Raw genomic sequence first — 16677 nt, 5'->3', positions numbered from 1 at the left:
GCCGCCGTGGCGGCCCGGTTCATTTCAGGGATCCGATTCGGGTCCAGGCCCTGTCATACCCCATCACGTCATCGTCAAGGAAACCATCATGCTGGACGCAACCCTCAAGAAGCAGTTGCAAGCCTATCTGGAAAAAGTGGTGCAGCCGATTGAGCTCGTTGCATCGCTGGATCATTCGCCAAAGGCGCGCGACATGGACGAACTGCTCCGCGAAATCGCCGCGTTGAGCAACAAGATCACCGTGCGCAACGATGGCGCCAACGCCCGCAAGCCATCCTTCTCGATCCGGCGCGTGGGCACCGATGTCGCCGTCGATTTCGCCGGCATCCCGCTCGGCCACGAATTCAGCTCGCTGGTGCTGGCGCTCCTCCAAGTGGGCGGCCACCCGATCAAGCTCGACCAGGCCGTCATCGACCAGATCAGGAACCTGGACGGCGACTACGTATTCGAAACCTTCATTTCGCTGAGCTGCCATAACTGCCCGGAAGTGGTGCAGGCACTCAACGCGATGTCGGTCATCAACCCGCGCATCAAGGTCGTCGCCATCGACGGCGGCGTGTTCAAGAGCGAAGTCGAAGCGCGCCAGATCATGGCGGTACCGATGATGTTCCTGAACGGCCAGCACTTCGGCCAGGGCCGCACCAGCGTGGAAGAGATCCTGTCGAAGATCGACACCGGCGCCGGCGCCCGCAAGGCCAAGGAACTGAACCAGAAAGAACCGTTCGACGTGCTGATCGTCGGCGGCGGCCCTGCCGGCGCGGCCGCGGCGATCTACGCGGCCCGCAAGGGCATCCGCACCGGCGTGCTGGCCGACCGCTTCGGCGGCCAGGTGCTGGACACGCTCGCCATCGAGAACTTCGTCTCGATGAAGGAAACCGACGGTCCGAAGTTCGCCGTTGCCCTGGAAGAGCACGTCAAGCACTACGAAGTCGACATCATGAACACCCAGCGCGCGAACAAGCTGGTCGAAGGCAAGCTGATCGAAGTGCATACCGAGACCGGCGCCGTCCTGAAATCGAAGTCGGTCATCCTGGCCACCGGCGCCCGCTGGCGCGAGATCAACGTGCCGGGCGAGCGCGAGTACCGCAACAAGGGCGTTGCCTATTGCCCGCACTGCGACGGCCCGCTGTTCAAGGGCAAGCGCGTGGCCGTGATCGGCGGCGGCAACTCGGGCGTCGAGGCGGCGATCGACCTGGCGGGCATCGTCAAGGAAGTGACCCTGGTCGAGTTCGGCGCGGAACTGCGTGCCGATGCGGTCCTGCAGCGCAAGCTCTACTCGCTGAAGAACGTCACCGTGATCAAGTCGGCCCAGACCACCGAGATCCACGGCGACGGCAAGATCGTCAACGGCCTGTCCTACAAGGAACGTCAAAGCGGTGAACTGAAGCGCGTTGACCTGGAAGGCGTGTTCGTGCAGATCGGCCTGGTGCCGAACGCCGAATGGCTGAAGGGGACGCTGGACCTGTCGGCGCACGGCGAAATCGAAGTCGATGCCAAGGGCCAGACCTCGCTCCCGGGCGTGTTCGCGGCCGGCGACGTCACCACGGTGCCGTTCAAGCAGATCGTGATCGCGGTGGGCGAGGGCGCCAAGGCCTCGCTGGCAGCCTTCGACTACCTGATGCGCCTGCCGGTGGAAGAAGAGAGCATCGTCGAGGAAGCCGAGGCGGCGTAACAGACGGATCGGCTCAACAGAGCGCCATTCTTGTCATGAGGATGGCGTTCTTTTTTGTCCACCGTATCCAGTTTACCGGATAAAAGATTCCGGTATAATGGATGCATGGAGATCAATGAACGCATTTCCCGCCGTGTGCGGGCCCTGCGCGAGGAACGCGGCTTCTCGCTCGCGACCCTTGCCGAGCTGAGCGGTGTCGGCCGCTCGACCATTTCCCTGATCGAGCGCGGCGAGAGCAGCGCCACCGCCACGGTGCTCGACAAGCTGGCCACTGCCCTGGGCGTCACGCTGGCCGCGCTGTTCGAGCAGTCGGGCGGCGAGACCGAAGCCTCGCCCGTTTCTCGCGCCGCCGAGCAGCCGGTGTGGACCGACCCCGTCAGCGGCTACGTGCGCCGTCACTTGTCTCCTGCGTCGCCTTCGCCGGTCCAGCTGGTCGAGGTTGTCTTCCCGCCCGGCCAGCGGGTCGCCTTCGACACCTCCGCGCGCGACGTCGACATCCGGCAGCAGGTCTGGATGATCGAAGGAGAAATGGACATCACGGTCGGCGACGCGCACTGGCGCCTGGCAAGGGGCGACTGCCTGGCCATGCGCGTGGACCGCCCGGTCAGCTTCCATAATCCCGGCGCCAAAGCGGCGCGCTACCTGGTGGCGCTGGTGACGCAGGCGAACATGCCCAACAGGAGGAACCCATGAGGGAGACCGTGACCGTGCGCCGCCTGGGCGAACCGGACGCCGCCGCCATCGAGGCGCTGGCCGATGTCGTGCTCGACTGTGTCGAAGGGGGCGCCTCCGTGAGTTTCATGTGGCCGCTGGCGCGCGAGCGTGCGCTGGCCTTCTGGCGTGGGGTGGCCGAGGGCGTCGCACGCGGCGAGCGCGCCCTGCTGGTGGCCGAAGATGGCGCTGGCCGGATCGTCGGCACCGTGCAGCTCGTCACGGCGATGCCGGACAACCAGCCGCACCGGGCCGATGTCGCCAAGATGCTCGTCCATCGCTGCGCGCGCCGTGCCGGCGTCGGACAGCGGCTGCTGGCGGCGCTCGACGCGGTGGCGAAACAGGAGGGAAAGTCCGTGCTGGTGCTCGACACGGTGACGGGTGGCGACGCCGAACGCCTCTACGAACGGGCCGGGTGGCAGCGCGCCGGCGTGGTGCCGAAGTTCGCGCTGATGCCCGACGGCGAATTCTGCGCGACCACCTTCTTTTACAAGCATCTCTAGCATTGCTGTGTGCCTTGCCGGATTGGCCCGAGTGACAGCTCAACCGGGCTAATCCTGATTGCTCGCTTGCGTTGCCGGCAATAATACAGATAGAAAATGATTTTGCTTGAATAAGCACACCGTTACGAAATGCGAAAAAATGCGCTGGATTTGAGCTGGAAATTTCGGGGGGATATTGTACAGGTGTTTCCGGTATAAACAGAACCGTTTTTCTGGTATTCCTGGATTGTCTGATAAAGGAAATGAATTACCGAATAGCTGTTAATATGGATTTCCGCTCCAGGTAAATCCCGTTGAATCGGCAATATAAAGGTTTTGAAAATAATGATCCAATATGGGTTAAGCCGTTTCATCGAAAATAACATGGAGCCCATCATGCAGGCGTGGGAGGATTTTGCGCGAACGATCGAGCCGCCGGCGCTGACGATGGACGATGTCGAACTGCGTGACCACGCGAAGCAGATGCTGCATGCCTTCGCTGCCGACCTGGCAACGCCGCAATCCGAGCACGAACAGGTCGCCAAGTCGCGAGGGCTCGGGAAACGCGGGCCCGAGGATACGGCAGCCGAGACGCATGCCGAAGCGCGTCTCCTGTCGGGTTATACCGTTGTCCAGCTCGTCTCTGAATACCGCGCATTGCGTTCCAGCGTGCTGATGCTGTGGGCTGCGGACACGGATGGGCACGGGCGCAATGACCTTGCCGAGATTACCCGTTTCAATGAGGCGGTTGACCAGGCGCTGGCCGAATCGATCGCCCGCTACGAATTCATGGTGAAGCAATCACAGAACATGTTTCTTGCGATACTAGGGCACGACCTGCGCAACCCGCTCGGCACCGTCGTATCCGGGTCGAGTTTCCTGATGCAAGCGATGGACCTGCCACCAAAATATATTTTGGTCGCAACAAGGATGTTTAACAGCGGCAAGCGCATGAGCAAACTGATCAATGACCTGATCGATTTCACGCGCACCCACCTCGGCCCCGGCATCCCTATTCGCGTCAAGCAAAACAGCCTTGTTGCCCTGTGTGAAGAGGTCGTCAACGAATCACGCACTTTCCATCCGGAGCGCTCGATCGAGCTCCAGGTGCCAGCGAAACTGGACGCCATTTTCGATGAAGCGCGCCTTGCGCAAGCGCTGTCGAACCTGATCGGCAACGCCATCCAGTACAGCGGCCCGGATTTGCCTGTGAGCATACGGCTTGCCGGTGATGGCGACCGGGTGAGTATTTCGGTGAATAACCGGGGAGAAGCCATCCCGCCGGAAAAGATGGCGAGTATTTTCGATCCCATGGTGCGCATCGCGTCGCACGCAAGCCATCGGGAGCACGACTATACGGAACGCACCAGCCTGGGGATTGGCCTCTACATCGCCCGTGAAATCATCCATGCGCATGACGGGCAGATTCAGCTGACTTCCACTGTGGAAGAGGGCACGACGTTTACCGTGACCATGCCGCGCTTGCCGCAGGGGTTTCGCCTTCCGGACGGCGCCGCAGATGTCAAGATACGCTGAGGCCGCAGCCATGATCGAACAGTGCAGTGGTGTCGAAGAGGACGGGAAGCTTGCAGGACCTCGCTTGACCACCCTGGTGGTCGACGACGAACCGGATCTGGCGGATATAGCGGGAGAGTTGCTGACCTACCATGACATCGACGTAGTGGTGGTGAACTCGGCCCGCGCAGCCCTCGCACTTCTGAAAGTGCGCGGAGACATCAACGCGGTCTTTTCCGACGTAATGATGCCCGGCATGAATGGGCTTGATCTGGCAGACACGGTCGCCGACGCTTACCCGACCATCAAAATCGTATTGACCTCGGGATTTACCGCGCGTGCTGACTGGGAACGGCACACTCGCCGTTTTCCCTTCGTCGAAAAACCCTATTCGATCGACACGGTCGTCCGTCTGTTGACTTCCTGAGCCCGTCGCGCGAGCGGGACAGTGACATACAGTGGTCTTTGCCCGGCAAAGCAGGCGACAGTGGACAGCGATTTAGTGGAATGCCACCAGCAAGGCGCCTGTCAGCGCTTCGGTCTCGAGCAGCAGCCAGGTGGCCGCACTGGCCAATGCCAGGTGGACTGCGGTCCAGGTCATAGGATGACGGCGTGCCATGGTGAGACTCCTGTTCGGTGGAATGTGTAGTGAGGATGGTGTCATCTTAGTCACTCCGCTCGACCGTAACCATCGGCAAAAACTCCGTACAGTTGTAGGATTAGAGCTTGTGAGATTGTCACGATGAATATCAGTGACGGGAAACGCTGAGCTCCTACGGGCGAGCTAGGCTGTGTCCTATACGGTGCGCGGGGCGGCGGGCATAGAGTAGCCTCCATCATGACCCGACACGAACCCAAACTCCTGCACCGCGGCCTGCTCGCCGTGCGCCGCAATACCATCCGCCGCCTGCTGCGTTCCACCTTTGGAATCGAACAGCTGCGCGACGGCCAGCAACGCATCATCGACAGCGTCCTCGACGGCAAGGACACGCTGGCGATCATGCCCACCGGCGGCGGCAAGTCGCTGTGCTACCAGATCCCCGCCAAGATGCTCGAGGGGATCACCATCGTCGTCTCACCCCTGATTTCCCTGATGAAGGACCAGCTCGAGAAGCTGGAAGAGCTGGGCATCCGTTCGGTCCAGGTCAACAGCAGCCTGAACGCGGAGGAAGAAGCGGCGGCCATCGAGGCGATCGCCAGTGAAGCCTGCGAGATCGTGTTCTGCACGCCGGAACGCCTGGTCTCGCCCGAATTCATCGCCGTCCTCAAGGGGGTGACGCTGGACATCGTCGTCATCGACGAAGCCCACTGCATCTCGCAATGGGGACACGATTTCCGCCCCGCCTACATCGGCCTGTCCGCTGCCCTCGACGCCCTCGGCAAGCCGCCGGTGCTGGCGCTGACCGCCACCGCGACCGACGAGGTCATCGCCGACATCGGCAAGCAGCTGGGCCGCAAGCTGAACGTCATCAATACCGGCATCTACCGGCCCAACCTGCACTACAGCGTGGTGCAGGTGACCAATCCCCAGGAAAAGCTGACGCAGGCATTGAAGCTGGTGCAGGACACCGAGGGCGTCGGCATCGTGTATGCCGCCACCGTCAAGCTGGCCGAGGAAATGCTGGCGGTGCTGGAAGAAGCGGGCGAGTCGGTCACGATCTACCACGGCAAGCTGGCAGCCAGCGAGCGCAAGCAGAACCAGGACATGTTCATGGACGGCGAACGCCGCGTCATGGTCGCCACCAACGCCTTCGGGATGGGCATCGACAAGAGCGATACCCGCTTCGTGATCCACCTGCAGATTCCCGCCAACCTGGAGTCCTACTACCAGGAGTCCGGCCGCGCCGGGCGAGACGGACTGGACGCGCAGTGCACGCTGCTGTTCCTGCAGGACGACAAGCGCATCCAGCAGTTCTTCCTGGTCAAGCACTATCCGGCCGAGGCCGAGCTGCAGACCGTGTATACCGTCGTGCGTGAACTGGCGGAAGACGGGCCGGTCACCACCGAGCGCCTGGAAACGGCCCTGGAAGAGGCGGGCGAAGCCAAGCTCAAGGTGTGCATCAAGCTGCTCAAGGATGGCAAGCTGCTGCGCCAGAACCGCAAGCTCGACTACCTGCCTGCCGCCAGGGAACCTGAACCGGGAGTGTTCGGGAAACTGGCCGAGGTCTATGTTCACAAGGCTGAACGGGAACGCGAAGCGCTCGACCAGATGGTAGGCTATGCGGTAAGCGGTTTTTGCCGCTGGAAGCTGTTGCTGGACTATTTCGGCGACGCGGTCGAGGGCTTCGAAACCTGCTGCAAGTGCGACAACTGCCTGAATCCGCCGGCGCTGGCGCTCGAGGACATCGAGATCCGCGACGACGAATTCGACCGCGAGCCGCATCCGGAGCCGAGTGGGCCGCAGTTCGAGGTCGGCAGCCGGGCCCGGGCGCCGAAGTATGGCAAGGGCACGGTGGTTGCCGTCGCCGGCGACCAGGTGACACTGGCATTTCCCGGCCAGGAAGAGCCGCGCACCTTCCTGGCTGAATTTCTCGCGCCGGCGTAACGCCGCGCTTTTTCGTGAAGGGACCGCATGGGAGACATGGTCGTCGTTCGCAAGGAAGGCTTGTATTGCGTACCCGGAGGGTTCTACATCGACCCCTGGCGCCCGGTGGACCGGGCCGTCATCACGCATGCCCACGGCGACCATGCGCGCTACGGCCACGGCCATTACCTGGCGGCGGCTCCCGGCGTGGGCGTCCTGAGGTCGCGCCTGGGCGACATCCATGTGCAGGGCCTGGCGTACGGGGAGAGCATCGTTCACAACGGCGTCACGGTCTCGCTGCATCCGGCCGGCCACGTGCTGGGTTCGGCGCAGGTCCGCATGGAGTGCGGCGGCGAAGTCTGGGTCGCATCCGGCGACTACAAGGTGGAGCCGGACAAGACCTGCGCCCCCTTCGAGCCGGTGCGCTGCGACACCTTCATCACCGAATCCACCTTCGGGCTGCCGATCTACCGCTGGGAGCCGGAGCAGCAGGTCATCGACGAGATCAACGCCTGGTGGCGCCGCAATGCCGACGAAGGCCGCTGCAGCGTGGTGTTCGCCTACGCCTTCGGCAAGGCCCAGCGCATCCTGTCGCGCCTGGATCCTTCCATCGGACCGATCGTCTGCCACGGCGCGGTGGAGCCGCTCAACCGCGTCTACCGCGCGGGCGGCGTCGACTTGCCCGAGACGGTCATGGTGAGCGAGATCGACAAGGCGGCCCTGCGCCGGGCGATCGTGATCGCGCCGCCATCAAGCAGCGGCTCGCCCTGGATGAAGCGCTTCGGTGACTACAGCGATTCCTTCGCCAGCGGCTGGATGCTGCTGCGCGGTGCACGGCGCCGGCGCGGTGTCGATCGCGGCTTCGTGCTGTCCGATCATGCCGACTGGCCGGGCCTGATGAGCGCCATCAAGGCCACCGGGGCGCAGCAGGTCATCGTCACCCACGGCTCGATTCCCACCATGGTGCGCTGGCTGTGCCAGAACGGGCTGGATGCCAAGGGCTTCGATACCGAGTACGGCGACGAGGAAGAGGACAAGGCTGGCCCAGCGGCCGGGGCGGCCGCAGCGAAAGAAGCGGCGAAGGATCCTGCCGAGGAGGCGTCGCCGGGAGATGCCGATGCGTGAATTCGCCCGCCTGTACGCCGAACTCGACGAAACCACCTCCACCACCCGCAAGCTCGACGCCCTGCAGTCCTATTTTTCGCACGCCGCCCCGGAAAACGCGGCCTGGGCCGTGTACTTCCTGGCCGGAGGAAAGCCCCGGCAAGCCGTACCAACGAAATTGCTGCGCCAGTACGCCATCGACTACGCGGGCCTCGACGAGTGGCTGTTCGACGAGTCCTACCATGCGGTGGGCGACATGGCCGAAACCATCGCCCACATCCTGCCGCCGCCGACACGCCGCAGCAACATCGGGCTGGCCGAGTGGATGGAGACCCGGATCGGGCCCCTGCGCGGCGCCGACCCGGGCGCCATCCGCGAGGCCCTGTTCGCGGCCTGGGATGAACTCGACTGGCGCGAGCGCTTCCTGTTCGTCAAACTCATCGGCGGCGGCTTCCGGGTGGGCGTGTCGCGCCTGCTCGTGACGCGTGCGCTGGCGGCGATCGCGGCCGTGGACAGCAAGCTGATCGCCCAACGCCTGATGGGATGGACCGACAATTCGGTCAGACCCACCGCCACCAGCTTCCTGCTGCTGATCGCCGCCCAGTCCGACGAGGAACACACGCTGCGCGGCGGCCAGCCCTATCCCTTCTTCCTGGCCCACCAGCTGCAGGGGGAACCAGCCGCTTTGGGCGAGGTCGACGACTGGCAGGTGGAATGGAAATACGACGGCATCCGCGCCCAGCTGGTGCGACGCGGCGGCCAGAACTTCCTGTGGTCGCGCGGCGAAGACCTGATTACCGAACGCTTTCCCGAGCTGGCCAGTATACGCATCCCCGAAGGGACGGTATTGGACGGCGAAGTGCTGATCTGGCAGCCCGGTGTTGATGCGCCCGCGCCGTTCGCCGACCTGCAGAAGCGCATCGGCCGCAAGACCTTGAGCGCCAAGCTGCTGGCCGAGCTGCCGGCCGTGCTGTGCTGCTACGACCTGCTGGAGTTCGGCGGCGTCGACCTGCGCGCGCTGCCCCAGCACGAGCGGCGCGCCCTGATGGAAACCGAGGTGGCGGCGATCGATACGCCGCAACTGCGCCTGTCGCCGCTGGTCGAAGCGGACGGCTGGGACGCACTGGCGGCGCTGCGCGCCGAGTCGCGCCGGCGCGGCGTGGAGGGAATGATGCTCAAGGCGAGGAGCAGCGAGTACGGCGTGGGCCGCACCAAGGACGTTGGCACCTGGTGGAAGTGGAAGATCGACCCCTACACGGTGGACGCGGTGCTGATCTACGCCCAGGCCGGCAGCGGGCGCCGCGCCTCGCTGTATACCGACTACACCTTCGCCGTGTGGGACGGGGAGGGCGAAGAGCGCAGGCTCGTCCCCTTCGCCAAGGCCTATTCCGGCCTGACCGACGCCGAGATCGCCCAGGTGGACAATGCGGTGCGCAAGACCACCATCGAGAAATTCGGCCCGGTGCGCTCGGTGAAGCCCACCATGGTGTTCGAGCTGGGCTTCGAGGGGATCGCCCTGTCGACCCGCCACAAGGCCGGCATTGCGGTGCGCTTCCCGCGCATCCTGCGGCGGCGCTTCGACAAGCCGGTGGAGGAGGCCGATACCCTCGATACCCTGAAAGGCCTGCTGGCCGCCGCAGGCGCATGAGCAAGAACCTTGTTACCGAACGCATCGACGCCTGGTTCGCCGCGCGCGGCTGGAAAGTCTTCCCGTTCCAGCGCAATGTCTGGAAGGCGGCGCTCAAGGGCCAGTCCGGCCTGCTGCACGCGAATACCGGCGCCGGCAAGACCTTCGCGGTATGGTTCGCCGCCCTGCAGCGCGCTGGACTGAAGAGCGGAAGGCACACTGCCGGCCTGCGGGTGCTGTGGATCACGCCGATGCGCGCCCTGGCTGCCGACACCATGCGCGCGCTGCAGGAATCGACCGCCCAGCTGTTACCGGAGTGGGAAGTCGGGGCCCGCACCGGCGACACCGGTTCCGCCGAGCGCGCGCGCCAGACCCGCAAGATGCCTGCCGCGCTGGTGACCACGCCCGAGAGCCTGTCGCTGATGCTCAGCCATGCGGCAGCGGCCGAGCAGTTCAGGCACCTGGACATGATCGTCATCGACGAATGGCACGAACTGATGGGCAGCAAGCGCGGGGTGCAGGTGCAGCTGGCGCTGGCGCGCCTGCGCCACTGGCGCCCGGAACTCTTGATCTGGGGCGTGTCGGCCACCATGGGCAACCTGGACCTGGCGCGCCAGGTGCTGCTGGGCGGCGACGAGGGTGTGCTGGTCGAGGGCGACCTGCGCAAGCAGATCCTGGTGGATTGCCTGATCCCCGAGAACGTGGCGCGCTTCCCCTGGGGTGGGCACATGGGGCTGCAGATGCTCGCCCCCGTGATCCGCGAGATCGAGCAGCACGCCGCCACGCTGGTGTTCACCAACACCCGGGCCCAGTCCGAGATCTGGTACCAGAACATCATCGACGAGCGTCCCGACTGGGCCGGCCTGATCGCGCTGCACCACGGCTCGCTCGACCGCGACGTGCGCGAATGGGTCGAGATGGGACTAAAGAAGGGCGAGCTGAAGGCGGTGGTCTGCACCGCCAGCCTGGACCTGGGCGTGGACTTCCTGCCGGTCGAGCGCGTGCTGCAGGTGGGCAGCGCCAAGGGCATCGCGCGCCTGCTGCAGCGCGCCGGGCGCAGCGGCCACGCGCCGGGCAGGGTGTCGCGCGTGACCCTGGTGCCGACCAACAGCCTGGAGCTGCTGGAAGCGGCCGGCGCCAGGAAGGCGGTGGCGGCGCGCCGCATCGAAGGGCGCTACGTGCCGAACAAGCCCTTCGACGTGCTGGTGCAGCACCTGGTGACGGTGGCGCTGGGTGGCGGTTTTCGCTCCGGCGAGCTGTATGAGGAAGTGAAGCGCGCCTGGTCCTACCGTAACCTGGGCGAGGAAGAGTGGCAGTGGGCGCTCGACTTCGTCGCGCGCGGCGGCCAGAGCCTGCTGGCCTACCCGGAATACCGGCGCGTGCTGCCGGACGAAGAGGGCGTGTACCGGGTGCCGGATACGGCCATCGGACGCCGTCACCGCATGGGCATCGGCACCATCGTGTCCGATTCGACCATCTCCGTGAAATACATGAGCGGCGGGCGGATCGGCAGCGTCGAGGAATCCTTCATCTCGCGCATGAAGCCGGGCGACCACTTCCTGTTCGGCGGGCGCATCCTCGAGCTCGTGCGGGTGCACGAGATGACGGCCTTCGTGAAGCGCGCCACCAGCAACCGCGGCGCGATCGCACGCTGGGGCGGCGCCAAGATGCCGATGTCGTCCGAGCTGGCCCATGCGGCGCTGGAAGAACTGCGCCTGGCCTCGCAAGGCATCTACGACAGTCCGGAAATGGAGTCGATTCGCCCGCTGATCGAGATCCAGTGCCGCTGGTCGGCGCTCCCGACCAGCGAGACCCTGGTCCTGGAGAGCATGAAAAGCCGCGAAGGCTGGCACCTGTTCGTCTATCCCTTCGCGGGGCGATCGGTGCACATGGGACTGGCCTCGCTGTTCGCCTACCGGATCGGCCGCATGCAGCCGTCGACCTTCTCGATCGCCATCAACGACTATGGCTTCGAGCTGCTCGCGCCGGAACCGGTGGACTGGTCGCGCATCTTCGATGGCGAAACGGGCGCCGCGGTGGACCTGTTCAGTACCGACTGTCTTCTGGAAGACGTGCTGGGCAGCCTGAATGCGACCCAGCTGTCGCAACAGCGTTTCCGCGAAGTGGCGCGCATCGCTGGCCTGGTGTTCCAGGGCTATCCCGGCCAGCCCAAGTCGAACCGCCAGCTGCAGGCCTCGTCCTCGCTGTTCTTCGAGGTCTTCCGCAAGCACGATGCGGGCAACCTGCTGCTGACCCAGGCCCAGCGCGAAGTGCTGGAGCAGGAGCTGGAACTGACGCGCCTGCGCGAGACCCTGGTCGAGCTGCACGGGCGGCGCGTCGCCTACCGCGAAGTCAAGCGCGCCACGCCCTTCGGCTTTGCGCTGATGGTCGAGCGCTTCCGCGAAAAGGTCAGCACCGAGAAGCTGTCCGACCGGGTCGCGCGCATGGTGCGCGAACTCGAGAAGGCGGCTGCGGTATGAACGGGAAGCCAGGTACGGGCACGGGCGGCGTCGCGGTGCGGGTCGCGGGTGAAACGCTCGTGCTGCTGCCCGAGAAGGCGCTGTATTGGCCGCATGAGAAGATGCTGATCATCGCCGACATCCACTTCGGCAAGGCTGCTGCCTTCCGCGCCCTCGGCGTGCCGGTGCCGCGCGGGACCACCACCGAGAACCTGCTCGGCCTCGATGCCTTGGTCGAGGCGCACGGGGCGCGTCACATCGTATTCCTCGGCGACTTCCTGCATGCGCGCGCAGCGCATGCCAGCGCTACCCAGCTGGCGATGCTGGCCTGGCGCCAGCGCCGCCGCGACCTGGCGCTGACCCTGGTGCGCGGCAACCACGACCGCCATGCGGGCGACCCGGCGGCCGCGCTCGACATCCTGCTCGTCGACGAGCCGCATGCGGTCGGCCCGTTTGCCTTCTGCCACCATCCCGATCTCGAAACGCCACATTACGCGCTGGCCGGCCACATCCACCCGGTCTATGTGCTGGCGACCCGCTTCGACTCCTTGCGGCTGCCCTGCTTCGTGGTGGGGGAGGACCGCATGATCCTCCCATCCTTCGGCGCCTTTACCGGCGGCCACGCGATCCGTCCGGAGCCGGGCGACAGTATCTACGTGACCTCGGGCGAGGCCGTTCACTGCGTACGATAGCGTACGGACCCCTGTCGTGCTGGAGCGTAAATTCCTCTTAGACAGAGGTGATCCTGTACCGCCATCGACAAGGGAGGAGTAGCCATGTATTTCCGCAAGTTCTTACAAGCTGCGTTCGTCGCGCTGGTCGCGTTGGGCCCAGTCACCCTGGGCGGCGCTGCGGCCCAGGCCCAGCAATACCAGAGCAACCGTGCCTACGCACCGGTCATCAACGGATTCAACGTGGAAGAAGTGCGCCGCCTGACCCCGGGCGTCGAGCTGCAGTTCGACATGTATGGCACCCCTGGCGGCGCCGCCACCCTGCGCATCGACGGCGCCAGGCGTAACCTCAACCTGACCGAAGTCGAACCCGGCCAGTACACCGGTACCTACATCATCGGCACCCATGACCGCATTCGTCCGGAAAGCGGCGTCACCGCCAACCTGCGCCTGGGCAACCAGGTAGCGACCAGCCTGCTGAGCGAATCGCTGCTGCAGCCGAACGCGCCGCGCAGCCGCAGCGGCCAGCTGGCGTCGACTGTACCGCGCAGCCGCAGCGGCGAGCTGGCCTCGGCCCCGGCGATCGAGCGCTTCGAGGTGCAGGGCAGCCCCGACCTGGGGCCGGGCAACGAACTGCGCTTCACCGTGTTCGGCACGCCCGGCGGACGCGTCGAGTTGTCGCTGGCCGGTGCGCGCGGCGTGTTCTTCCTGCCGGAAGTACGCCCGGGCGAGTACGACGCCATCTATACCATCCGCAACGCCGACCGGATCACACCAAGCAGCCGCGTGACCGCGACCATCCGCGCCAACGGCCGCTATACCAGTTCGGTGCTGGGCCGGCCGCTGCTGGCAAACGGACCGGCAAACGGACTGGCAAACGGACGCGTCAGCGAACCGCGCCAGGCGCGCTACTGCACCAATTGCGCCGTCGTGGAAGCGGTCAACGTGATCGAAGTGTCGGGCAACGGCAACTACCTGGGCACCGCCGGCGGCGCCGTCGTGGGCGGCCTGCTCGGCAGCCAGGTCGGCAGCGGCAGCGGCCGTACCGCAGCCACGGTCGCCGGCGCGGTGGCCGGTGGCCTGGCTGGACGCAACATCCAGCGCAACATGAACCGCGACCAGCGTTATGAAGTGGTGGTGCGCTATGCGAACAGCGGTGCTACCCAGACTTTGCAGTACGAGAATGATCCGGGCTTCCGCCAGGGGGACCGGGTGCGGGTTAACAATGGTGTGCTGTCGCGCGACCAGTAAGGCTAGCGTTCTTTTGAATGTAGGGTGGTCGGCAGAGCCGACCACCCTACAAAAAAGGCCGGCTCCTTCGCAGGGGCCGGCCTTTCCTTCTTTTCTAACGAGCGGTTCAAGCCGTCGCCAGCACCTGATCGTCACCCGGCTGCTCCAGCTCTGCCTTCTGCCTGGCCGCGTTCTTGGTGCGCGAGCGCGAGGGCGGCAGGCGGCGCAGGGTCTTGAGGGCCTCGGCATCCTTGATGCCGATGGTGCGCTGGTCGACCGTGATCAGGCCGATTTCGTTGAAGGCAGACAGCGTGCGGCTGACGGTTTCGAGGGTCAGGCCGAGGTAGCTGCCGATCTCGTGGCGCGTCATGCGCAGGTTGAACAGCTTGCTGGAATATCCCATGGCGGCGAAGCGGTCGGCCAGCGAGACCAGGAAGCGGGCCACGCGCGCCTCGGCCGAGAGGGCGCCGAGCATGCCGATCATGGTTTGCTCGCGCACCAGTTCGCGGCTCATCACGCCGTACATCATGTTCTCGAGCTCGGCATGGACGCGGCCGAGGGCGGTCAGTTTCTTGAAGGGCAGCAGGATCAGGTCGCAGTCGGACAGGGCCACGGCTTCGGAAGCGTAGTGGCGGGTATGGATGCCGTCCACGCCCAGCATGTCGCCCTTCATCGGGAAGCTCAGCACCTGCTCGTTGCCGAACTCGTCGATGAGCACGGTCTTCAGGAAGCCGGAGTTGACGATGTACAGGGTGTCGAAGGCCTGGCCGATGGTGTGGACGCGCTGGCCGGTCTTGAACTGGACGTGCTGGAACAGCAGTTCTTCGGAGGTGACGGAGACGCTGGCCGGGATGCGGAGCAGGTCGCAGACTTCCTTGAGATTGGACCAGAGGCGGCCCTGGCGCTGGCGGCCGGCTTCCATGGGGGTATGCAGGGTCGGCTGGGTGACGCTACGTTGTTCTGACGTTGGCTGGGACTGCATGCTCATCTCCAGGTGAAAGACTCAGGGTTTCAGGCGGCGACCACGGGGCAGAGCCCATGAGTGAAGCTGTGGCGGCACTGGGGAGTCAACTCCGCCGAACACCGGCTCACGCTGGGACTTGGATCGCAAGCAAGTCGAAACGCTGAATTCAGTATGCCAACACGAGTCCGGCACGGATATCAGCGACTGCTGAATATGTAGGTAGGAGAGATCATCGGTCTGTAGGAATGCTCTTACCCCTACATGGCGGCCCCCAGAGGAAAGGGCCGCTCGAGATGGAAATACGGGGAAACATTGGAAGGCAGCAGGCGCTGCCGGAAGAAGGCGCTACGGGCACAAAGCGAGCAGCGCCGTGTCTAAACGGGTTGCGCTTCAGGCCTGCATCGGCGAGAGCAGCCGGTGCGCCACGGCATACTGCACCATCTCGGAGAGCGAGTTCATGCCCATCTTCTGCATGATGCGGGTCTTGTGGGTACTCACCGTCTTGACCGACAGGTGCAGGCTGTTGGCGATTTCGGTAATCGATTTGCCACCGACGAGGTGCGAAAATACCTCGAATTCGCGGTCTGACAGCTGCTTGTGCAACAACTGTTCGTTTGGCGCCATGATGTTCAGGGCCAGCTGCTCGGCCACTTCGGTACTGATATAAGGGCGTCCCGAGGCCACCTTGCGGATCGCGCCCACCAGCTGGGTGCCTGCGCTTTCCTTGGTCAGGTAGCCCTGGGCCCCGGCGCGGATCGCGCGCACCGCGTACTGCTCTTCTTCATGCATGGTCAGGATCAGGATGGCCAGCTTCGGCGCTTCGCTGCGTACCTGGCGTATCAGGTCGACGCCGCTGCGGCCCGGCATCGACAGGTCGAGCAGCAGCAGGTCGAATCCGCCCTGGCGCACTTGGGCCAGCACCTCGAAGCCATTGGTCGCTTCGCCGGCGATGTCGATATCCGGCGCGCCGTCGAGGATGCGCTTGAGGCCTTCCCGCATGATCGTGTGGTCGTCGGCAATTACGATGCGAATCATAAATCCATCCTTCCCGGGAGGCGACAAGACCGAATCAGGCTAACACAGGATCGCCGCGCCAATTGTCTTCCTTTGGTCAGGTCCGGCTTTCCGGGGTGCGGCCTTCCGGGGGGCGGCTTTCCTGCGCCGCCGGTTCGCTGATCAGGCGGTGCACCAGGACCGGCCTGGTGGTGTGCGACAGCACCTTGTTGGTCACGCTGCCCAGCAGCAGCTGGCCCCAGCCGCTGCGGCCGTGCGAGCCCATGAAGATCAGGTCGCAGCCTTCCTGCTCGGCGACCTCGACGATCTTCAGGGCTGCAGCGTCGGAAAACGCCGTCATGCAGGCGTGGGGCAGGCCGGCGCCGGCGCAGGAGCGCATGATCTTCCCCATGTATTCCTCCCCCATGCGGCGCATCTGGGCGGTGTATTCTTCTTCGCTGGGGTAGGAGGGCGGGATGATTTCCACGTACACCGGATACTGGTACTCGGGCGCGACGAACAGCGCCAGCACCTCGGCGCCCATCTGTTGGGCGAATTTGACGCCGGCGCAGGCCGTATGCTGCGACACGGCCGAGCCGTCGGTGGTGATCAGGATTTTGCGGTACATGATGACTCCTCCAAAGGCCACGCCATTCTGGGCGTTTCGCGGCGTGGCGGCGATTGCAAGAACGCAAACTGTTGAGCTCGATCAAATTTGTAGCTTA

Annotated in this window: 14 protein-coding genes; 11 read left to right on the top strand and 3 right to left on the bottom strand. The window is 64.7% G+C overall.

Going from position 1 to position 16677, the window contains the following annotated elements; translation table 11 throughout:
• The first annotated feature begins 88 nt into the window (after positions 1-88).
• The 11 genes from ahpF (at position 89) to AC56KL_RS03730 (ending at position 14016) form a co-directional block, all read left to right on the top strand.
• Complete coding sequence (ahpF, locus tag AC56KL_RS03780; RefSeq protein ID WP_497178799.1) at positions 89-1672, top strand: alkyl hydroperoxide reductase subunit F; 1584 nt, start codon at positions 89-91, stop codon at positions 1670-1672.
• A 105-nt stretch (positions 1673-1777) separates the two neighbouring features.
• On the top strand, positions 1778-2365 hold the full coding sequence (locus AC56KL_RS03775; RefSeq protein ID WP_497178798.1) for a helix-turn-helix domain-containing protein: 588 nt from the start codon (positions 1778-1780) through the stop codon (positions 2363-2365).
• Entirely contained in the window at positions 2362-2886 is a 525-nt protein-coding gene (locus AC56KL_RS03770; RefSeq protein ID WP_497178797.1) for a GNAT family N-acetyltransferase, read from the top strand. Before AC56KL_RS03775 ends, AC56KL_RS03770 begins: the two co-directional genes overlap by 4 nt.
• 363 nt (positions 2887-3249) lie before the next feature.
• A complete protein-coding gene (locus AC56KL_RS03765; protein WP_497178796.1) occupies positions 3250-4401 on the top strand; it encodes a sensor histidine kinase in 1152 nt (383 codons plus the stop codon).
• Positions 4402-4465: 64 nt separating this feature from the next.
• A complete protein-coding gene (locus tag AC56KL_RS03760; RefSeq protein ID WP_497178795.1) occupies positions 4466-4807 on the top strand; it encodes a response regulator in 342 nt (113 codons plus the stop codon).
• 411 nt (positions 4808-5218) lie between these two features.
• The gene (locus tag AC56KL_RS03755) at positions 5219-6925 is read left to right on the top strand and encodes a RecQ family ATP-dependent DNA helicase (RefSeq protein ID WP_497178794.1); all 1707 of its coding nucleotides are present in this window, start codon (positions 5219-5221) and stop codon (positions 6923-6925) included.
• Positions 6926-6952: 27 nt separating this feature from the next.
• On the top strand, positions 6953-8029 hold the full coding sequence (locus tag AC56KL_RS03750; protein WP_497178793.1) for a ligase-associated DNA damage response exonuclease: 1077 nt from the start codon (positions 6953-6955) through the stop codon (positions 8027-8029).
• Positions 8022-9656, top strand: a complete 1635-nt coding sequence (locus tag AC56KL_RS03745) for an ATP-dependent DNA ligase (protein ID WP_497178792.1) — start codon at positions 8022-8024, stop codon at positions 9654-9656. Before AC56KL_RS03750 ends, AC56KL_RS03745 begins: the two co-directional genes overlap by 8 nt.
• A complete protein-coding gene (locus tag AC56KL_RS03740) occupies positions 9653-12115 on the top strand; it encodes a ligase-associated DNA damage response DEXH box helicase (RefSeq protein WP_497178791.1) in 2463 nt (820 codons plus the stop codon). The genes AC56KL_RS03745 and AC56KL_RS03740 overlap by 4 nt, the downstream gene beginning before the upstream one ends.
• Complete coding sequence (pdeM, locus tag AC56KL_RS03735) at positions 12112-12786, top strand: ligase-associated DNA damage response endonuclease PdeM (RefSeq protein WP_497178790.1); 675 nt, start codon at positions 12112-12114, stop codon at positions 12784-12786. The genes AC56KL_RS03740 and pdeM overlap by 4 nt, the downstream gene beginning before the upstream one ends.
• Before the next feature lie 84 nt (positions 12787-12870).
• The gene (locus AC56KL_RS03730; protein WP_497178789.1) at positions 12871-14016 is read left to right on the top strand and encodes a glycine zipper 2TM domain-containing protein; all 1146 of its coding nucleotides are present in this window, start codon (positions 12871-12873) and stop codon (positions 14014-14016) included.
• 106 nt (positions 14017-14122) lie between these two features.
• On the opposite strand, the gene AC56KL_RS03725 is transcribed toward AC56KL_RS03730, so the two are convergent.
• From AC56KL_RS03725 to AC56KL_RS03715, 3 genes are all read right to left on the bottom strand, one after another.
• The gene (locus tag AC56KL_RS03725) at positions 14123-14917 is read right to left on the bottom strand and encodes a Crp/Fnr family transcriptional regulator (RefSeq protein ID WP_497178950.1); all 795 of its coding nucleotides are present in this window, start codon (positions 14915-14917) and stop codon (positions 14123-14125) included.
• Positions 14918-15349: 432 nt separating this feature from the next.
• Positions 15350-15994, bottom strand: coding sequence for a response regulator (locus AC56KL_RS03720; RefSeq protein WP_497178788.1), 645 nt, complete (start codon positions 15992-15994; stop codon positions 15350-15352).
• A gap of 76 nt (positions 15995-16070) precedes the next feature.
• Positions 16071-16580 (bottom strand): universal stress protein, encoded by a 510-nt coding sequence (locus AC56KL_RS03715; protein WP_497178787.1) that lies wholly within the window; start codon positions 16578-16580, stop codon positions 16071-16073.
• Between the last annotated feature and the right edge of the window lie 97 nt (positions 16581-16677).

The organism is Telluria sp. ZB4P34 (genome assembly GCF_059686055.1).
The sequence above is the reverse complement of the archived record's forward strand: the minus strand, read 5'-3'. Positions and strand labels throughout refer to the sequence as shown.

Excerpts from the sequence above, each read along its gene's own strand:
- AC56KL_RS03775 (WP_497178798.1), top strand. The coding sequence starts at position 1,778 with ATGGAGATCAATGAACGCATTTCCCGCCGTGTGCGGGCCCTGCGCGAG.
- AC56KL_RS03725 (WP_497178950.1), bottom strand. The coding sequence starts at position 14,917 with ATGGAAGCCGGCCGCCAGCGCCAGGGCCGCCTCTGGTCCAATCTCAAG.
- AC56KL_RS03745 (WP_497178792.1), top strand. The coding sequence starts at position 8,022 with ATGCGTGAATTCGCCCGCCTGTACGCCGAACTCGACGAAACCACCTCC.
- AC56KL_RS03770 (WP_497178797.1), top strand. The coding sequence starts at position 2,362 with ATGAGGGAGACCGTGACCGTGCGCCGCCTGGGCGAACCGGACGCCGCC.
- AC56KL_RS03750 (WP_497178793.1), top strand. The coding sequence starts at position 6,953 with ATGGGAGACATGGTCGTCGTTCGCAAGGAAGGCTTGTATTGCGTACCC.
- AC56KL_RS03720 (WP_497178788.1), bottom strand. The coding sequence starts at position 15,994 with ATGATTCGCATCGTAATTGCCGACGACCACACGATCATGCGGGAAGGC.
- ahpF (WP_497178799.1), top strand. The coding sequence starts at position 89 with ATGCTGGACGCAACCCTCAAGAAGCAGTTGCAAGCCTATCTGGAAAAA.
- AC56KL_RS03715 (WP_497178787.1), bottom strand. The coding sequence starts at position 16,580 with ATGTACCGCAAAATCCTGATCACCACCGACGGCTCGGCCGTGTCGCAG.
- AC56KL_RS03740 (WP_497178791.1), top strand. The coding sequence starts at position 9,653 with ATGAGCAAGAACCTTGTTACCGAACGCATCGACGCCTGGTTCGCCGCG.
- AC56KL_RS03755 (WP_497178794.1), top strand. The coding sequence starts at position 5,219 with ATGACCCGACACGAACCCAAACTCCTGCACCGCGGCCTGCTCGCCGTG.
- AC56KL_RS03765 (WP_497178796.1), top strand. The coding sequence starts at position 3,250 with ATGGAGCCCATCATGCAGGCGTGGGAGGATTTTGCGCGAACGATCGAG.
- pdeM (WP_497178790.1), top strand. The coding sequence starts at position 12,112 with ATGAACGGGAAGCCAGGTACGGGCACGGGCGGCGTCGCGGTGCGGGTC.
- AC56KL_RS03730 (WP_497178789.1), top strand. The coding sequence starts at position 12,871 with ATGTATTTCCGCAAGTTCTTACAAGCTGCGTTCGTCGCGCTGGTCGCG.